This window comes from Nonomuraea sp. KM90 (assembly GCF_052246675.1).
Taxonomy (GTDB): domain Bacteria; phylum Actinomycetota; class Actinomycetes; order Streptosporangiales; family Streptosporangiaceae; genus Nonomuraea.
Map to the genome: position 1 here is coordinate 1 of NZ_JBQQCB010000249.1, position 6822 is coordinate 6822.

Below are 6822 nucleotides of genomic sequence, written 5' to 3' on the forward strand. Positions count from 1 at the left end.
CTGCTGTCCCTGGCTCAGGCGTGGGTGCTGGGCGCGCCGGTGGCCTGGCCGCTGGTGCTGGGTGATGGACCGGCCCCGAGTGGGCAGCCTCCCACCTACGCCTTCCAGCGCGACCGCTACTGGATCGACCAGGGATCCGGCTCCTCCCGGCACCCGCTGCTCGACCAGGGTGTGCCGCTGGCCGCCGACGACGGGTTCCTGCTCACCGGCCGGCTGTCCCTGGCGACGACCCCCTGGCTGGCGGACCACGCCGTGGACGGCACCGTCCTGCTCCCCGGCACGGCGTTCGCCGAACTCGCGCTGGAGGCCGCCGCCATGGCCGGGTGCGACCTGGTCGAGGACCTGACGCTGCAGGCGCCGCTGGTCCTGCCCGGGTCGGGCGCCGTACAGGTGCAGGTGGCCGTGGGCGGGCCGGACGGGCAGGGCCGCCGCACGGTGGGCGTCTACGCCCGCCGGACCGCGGACGACCCCTGGACGACACACGCGAACGGCCTGCTCGGCACGGCCCCGGAGACCGCTCACGATCGGCTGACCTCGTGGCCGCCGGAGGCGCCCGGGATCGAGCTGGACGACGTGTACGAACGGCTCGCCGCGCGCGGCTACCAATACGGCCCCGCCTTCCGTGGCCTGCGGGCCGCCTGGCGCGCCGGCGGCCACGCCTACGCCGACGTCGCGCTGCCCGACCCGGTACGCGCGGACGCCGACCGCTTCACCCTGCACCCCGCCCTGCTGGACGCGGCGCTGCACCTGGTGGTGGCCGAGTCCGGCGACGACGAGGACGTCCTGCTGCTGCCGTTCTCGTGGAGCGGGATCCGGGTGGCCGCACTCGGCGCCGGCACCCTCCGCGTACGGATCAGCGACCGGGGCGACGACCAGATCTCGCTGGCGCTCTTCGACGGCGCGGGCGAGTGGGTCGCCGGCGTCGACACACTGGCGCTGCGCAAGACGCCGAGAAGCGGCTCCCGCCCCGCCACCGGCGCCACGGCCTACGCCCTCGACTGGGCCGAGCCCGCCTCGGCGGACGCGGCCGGGCAGCGCTGGGCGGTGGTCGGAGCCGACGCGCTCGCCGACGAGATCGAGGCGGAGCTGGCGGCGGCGGGGACGGCCGCGCCCCGCTACTACGACCTGGTCTCCCTGGCCGACATGAGCGCCGGCGAGATCCCCGGCCTGGTCCTGGCACCCTGCCAGGCCGACCCCGACGACCTGCCGTACTCGGTCCACGACGGTCTGCACCAGGTGCTCGACCTGGTGCAGGGCTGGCTCGGCGACGAGCGGTTCGCGCACGCGCGGCTGGTGTTCGTCACGCGGCCGGGCGACCTGGCGGGCGCGGCGGTGCAGGGGTTGGTGCGGTCGGCGCAGTCGGAGCAGCCCGGCCGGTTCGTGCTGGCCGAGGTGCCGGAGGGCTTCGCGGCCTGGGACCGGGTGGCCGCGGCGGTCGCGGCCGGCGAGACGCAGCTCGTGGTCAGGGAAGACGCCCTGCTGACGCCCCGCCTGACGCGCCGCGAGCCCGCCCCCGGGTCTGCCGCGGACGTGCCGGGGACGGTGCTGGTCACGGGCGGCACCGGTGGTCTGGGCGCCCTGGTCGCGCGGCGGCTGGTGGAGCGGCACGGGGTGCGTGACCTGCTGCTGGTGTCGCGGCGCGGTCTGGAGGCGCCGGAGGCCGGGAAACTGGTGGCCGAGCTGGAGGGCCTCGGGGCGCGGGTCGCGGTGGCGGCCTGCGACGTGTCCGACCGTCACGCGCTGGCGACCCTGCTCGCCCCGGTGTCCCTGGCAGGTGTGGTGCACGCGGCCGGGGTGCTGGACGACGCGCTGGTGGAGGACCTGACGCCGGACCGGCTGGGATCGGTGCTGGCGCCCAAGGCCGACGCGGCCTGGCACCTGCACGAGCTCACCCGAGATCGACCGCTGACGATGTTCGTGCTGTTCTCCTCGGTCGCCGCGGTGCTGGGCAACGCCGGGCAGGGCAACTACGCCGCCGCCAACGCCTTCCTGGACGCGCTCGCGACACACCGCCACGACCAGGGACTGCCGGCGGTCTCGGTGGCCTGGGGCCTGTGGGACGCCGCCTCCGACATGACCGGCGGGCTCAGCCAGACCGACCTCGCCCGGCTGGCTCGGGCCGGCATCGCGGCACTGAGCGTCGAGCAGGGCCTGGAGCTGTTCGACACGGCCCTGGCGAGCGCCGACCCGATCATGGTGGCCGCCCGGTGGGACAGCGCGGGGCTGCGTACCAGGGCCGAGAACGGCGACCTGCCCCCAGTGCTGCGCGGCCTGGTCCGCGCGCCGCGCCGGGTCGCGTCGAACACGGCGGCCGCCGCTCCGGTGGCCGCCGGGCAGGGGCTGGGCGAACGCCTGGCGATCATGGGCGAGGCGGCCGCGCGGCCCCATCTCACCCAGCTCGTACGCGGCCACGTCGCCGCCGTCCTCGCGCACCCCAACCCCGACCAGGTGGACGTGGACCGGGCCTTCAACGAGCTCGGCTTCGACTCCCTGACCGCCGTCGAGCTCCGCAACCGGCTCAACACCGACACCGGCCTGCGGCTGCCCGCCACCCTCGTCTTCGACCACCCCACCGTCACGTCGCTGGCCGAGTACCTGTTCAACACCCTGGCACCGGACGGGCCCTCGCCCGAGGACGCGCTGCGGGCCGCGGTCGACCAGGCCGAGTCGGCGCTGCTGGCCGCGAACGGCCAGTCGGACGCCGTCCGCCGCCAGCTCGTCGCCATCCTGCAGAGCGCGCTCTCCAGGATCGGCGCCACCGCGGTCGCCATCTCGGCCACCGCCCAGAACGGCTCCAGCGGAGCCGCGGAAGAGATTGTCTCCGCATCGGACGAGGAGATCTTCGCCTTGATCGACAACCGAGCCATGACCTCCCCCCTGAGGAACCCGATGGAAGGGCCCGACCATGGCGAATGAGGCTGAGCTGCGCGCGTACCTGAAGCGGGTCGCCCTCGCGCTGACGGACGCCCGGCGGCAACTGGCCGAGGACGAGGCCCGCCGGCACGAACCGGTGGCGATCATCGGGATGGCGTGCCGCTACCCGGGAGGGGTCGGCAGTCCCGAGGACTTGTGGGAGCTGGTCGTCTCGGGCCGGGACGCCATCGGCGAGTTCCCGGCGGACCGGGGCTGGGACGTGGAGTCCCTGTACGACCCCGATCCCGAGGCGGCGGGGACGACGTACACCAGGCATGGCGGCTTCCTGTACGACGCGGGCGACTTCGACGCCGCGTTCTTCGGGATGAGCCCGCGCAGCGCCCTGGCCACCGATCCGCAGCACCGGCTGTTCCTGGAGACGTGCTGGCTGGCCCTGGAGCGGACCGGGATCGACCCCACGAGCCTGCGCGGCAGCCGTACCGGCGTGTACGCGGGCAACATGTTCAGCGACTACTCCCAGCGGTTCATGCACGGCGCGGTGCCGCCGGCCATGGAGGGCACGCTGCTGTCCTCCAGCACGTCGAGCGTGCTCTCCGGCCGGGTGTCCTACACCCTGGGGCTGGAGGGCCCGTCGCTCACGGTGGACACGGCCTGCTCGTCCTCGCTGGTCGCGCTGCACCTCGCCGTACGGGCTCTGCGCCAGGACGAGTGCTCGCTCGCCCTGGCCGGCGGCGTCACCGTGCTGGCCTCGCCCGACGCCTTCGTCGAGTTCTCCCGCCAGGGCGCCCTGTCGCCGGACGGCCGGTGCAAGTCGTTCTCCGCCTCTGCCGACGGCGCCGCGTGGGCCGAAGGCGTCGGAGTGCTGGCGCTGGAGCGGCTGTCGGACGCCCGCCGCAACGGGCACCGCATCCTCGCGGTCATCCGGGGCACGGCGATCAACCAGGACGGCGCCAGCAACGGCATGACCGCCCCCAGCGGGCCCGCCCAGGAGAAGGTCATCCAGCAGGCCCTGGCCGACGCCATGCTCGACACCCGCGACATCGACGTGATCGAGGCCCACGGCACCGGCACCACCCTGGGCGACCCGATCGAGGCCCAGGCGCTGCTGGCCACCTACGGGCGCCGGCGCCCGGCCGACCGGCCCATCTGGCTGGGATCGGTGAAGTCGAACATCGGGCACACCCAGGCCGCCGCCGGCGTCGCGGGCGTGATCAAGATGGTCATGGCCATGCGGCACGGCGTGCTGCCCCGTACCCTGCACGTCACCGAGCCCACCCCGCACGCCGACTGGTCGGCGGGCCAGGTCCGGCTGCTGACCGAGCAGGCCGAATGGTCCCGCGCCGAGCACCCGCGCCGGGCCGGGGTCTCCTCCTTCGGCATCAGCGGCACCAACGCGCACGCGATCGTGGAGGAGTACGTCCCCGACCCCGAGCCGCCGGTCGCCCCCGCCTTCACCGGCCCGCTCGCCTGGACGATCAGCGCCCGCAGCCCCCAGTCGCTGGCGGCCCAGGCCGCCCGGCTGCACGAGTTCGTCACCGCGGGGGAGGGGCAGGACCCGGCCGACGTCGCGTACTCCCTGGCCAAGCGCCCGCCGCTGCCGCACCGCGCCGTCGTGCTCGGCCGCGGCCACGCCGCCCTGACCGACGGCCTCGCCCGCTACCGGCGCCACGAGGCGGCCTCCTCCGAGGACGACGCGGCGCCCGTCATCGAGGGAGTCGCCGGCGAGCAGCCCCTCCTGGCCTTCCTGTTCACCGGCCAGGGCGGGCAGCGGCCCGGCATGGGACGCGACCTGGCCGCCGCCTCGGCGGTGTTCGCCGCCGCCCTCGACGAGGTGTGCGCGGCGCTCGACCCGCACCTCGACCGGCCGCTGCGCGACATCATGTGGGCCGAGCCCGGCACCCGCGAGGCGGAGCTGCTGAACGACACCGCCTACACCCAGCCGGCCCTGTTCGCCTTCGAGGTGGCCGCCCACCGGCTGCTGGAGTCGCTCGGCCTGAAGCCCGCGGCGCTGGCCGGCCACTCGGTCGGCGAGTACGCCGCCGCGCACGTCGCCGGGATCTGGTCCCTGCCCGACGCGGCCCGCCTGATCGCCGCCCGCGGCCGCCTCATGCGGGAGCTGTGCCGGCCGGGCGCGATGGTGGCCGTGAACGCCACCGCCGACGAGGTCGCGCCCACCCTCGCCGGGCTGGAGGACCAGGTCGGGATCGCCGCCGTCAACGGCCCCACCGGCGTGGTCATCTCCGGCGCCGAGGAGCCCTGCCTGGCCGTGGCCGACCACTGGCGGCAGCTCGGCAGGCGCACCCGCAGGCTGTCGGTCAGCCGCGCCTTCCACTCCCCGCTCATGGAGCCGATGCTCCCCGCGTTCGCCGACGAGCTGAAGAGCGTGACGTTCGGCCGCGGCCGTACCCTCTCCGTCACCGGCACCCCCGGCGACTGGTCCGACCCCGGCTACTGGCTGGACCAGATCCGGCGGCCCGTCCTGTTCCACGCGGCCATCGGCAAGCTGGAGGAGCTCGGCGCCGGCATCTTCCTGGAGGTCGGCCCGCAGGCCGTGCTCGCCGGCATGGCGCACGAGTGCGTCAGCGGCGACGACGCCACGATCCTCGCCCTGCACCGGCGCGACCGCGCCGAGCCCGACGCGCTGGCCGCCTGCCTCGCCGGGGCCTGGGTGGCGGGGGCGAACGTGGACTGGGCCGAGCTGTCCCGCCACGGCCACCGCCTCGACCTGCCCCCCTACGCCTTCGAACGCGAACGCTTCTGGCTCGGCGCGCCCGCCAGGGGCGCGGACCTGTCCGCCACCGGCCTGCGCGACGTCGGCCACCCGCTGCTGGGCGCGGCGGTCGAGCTCGCCGACAGCGGACCGACCGTGCTCACCGGCCGCCTGTCGGTCGCCGACACGCCCTGGCTGGCCGACCACGCGGTGGGCGGCGCCGTCATCCTGCCCGGCGCCGCGCTGGCCGACCTGGTCCTGGAGGCCGGCACGCGCACCGGGCACGGCGTGATCGAGGAGCTGACGTTCGAGGCCCCGCTGATCCTGCCGTCCCGCGGCGGCGTGGCGATCCAGGTCGTCGTCGATCCGCCGGACACCTCCGGCAGCCGCCCGGTGCGGGTCCACTCCCGCCCGGCCGACGACCACGAGGCCGGATGGACCCGCCACCTGTCCGGCGCCGTCGCCGAGGAGCGGGACGGCGACGCCCGTCCCGACTGGGCCGCCGCCTGGCCGCCCGCCGCAGCCACCCCCGTGGACATCGCCGGCGGGTACGAGCGCCTGGCCGAGCAGGGCTACGAGTACGGCCCCGCCTTCCAGGGTCTGCGTGCCGTGTGGCGGCGGGGCGAGGAGCTGTTCGCCGACGTGTCGCTGCCCGACGAGGTGGACGTGACCGGGTTCGGCATCCACCCGGCGCTGCTGGACTCGATGTTCCACCCGCTGCTGGTCGCCGACGGCACCGAGGGCCTGCGCGTGCCGTTCGAGCTGCGCGGGGTACGGCTGCTCGCCGCCGAGGCCAGGACCCTGCGCGTGCGGCTGGCCAAGGCCGGCGACGACGGATACGCCATCGAGGCCGCCGACGCCGTCGGGCGGCTGGCGTTCTCGCTGGCCTCGGTACGGACCCGGCCGATGCCGTCGGGCTCGCTGGCCGGCCCCGCCGGACCGGTCTCGTACGGCGTGGACTGGGTCGAGGCGGTCGCCGAGCCCGGCGACGCGGAAGCGGTCGTGATCCCGTGCGTGAGCGGGGACACGGACGTGCCCGCCGCCCTGCGGCAGCTCACCGCCCAGACGCTGGACGCCATCCGCGACCCGCGCATGGCCGAGTCCCGGCTGATGTTCGTCACCAGGCCGGGTGACCTGGCCGGGGCGGCGGTGCAGGGGCTGGTGCGGTCGGCGCAGTCGGAGCAGCCGGGCCGGTTCGTGCTGGCCGAGGCGGAGGACGGGTACGCCGACTGGGCCAG

The 6822-nt window shown here is 75.6% G+C and carries 2 protein-coding genes; both read left to right on the top strand.

Annotated features, from left to right (window positions below; genetic code table 11):
* Positions 1-2916 (top strand): SDR family NAD(P)-dependent oxidoreductase (locus tag ACTWPW_RS62315; protein ID WP_443174739.1); only part of this gene is annotated, 2916 nt, incomplete at its 5' end.
* A partial coding sequence (locus tag ACTWPW_RS62320) for a type I polyketide synthase (RefSeq protein ID WP_443174740.1) occupies positions 2906-6822 on the top strand: 3917 nt, incomplete at its 3' end. The genes ACTWPW_RS62315 and ACTWPW_RS62320, both read left to right, overlap by 11 nt.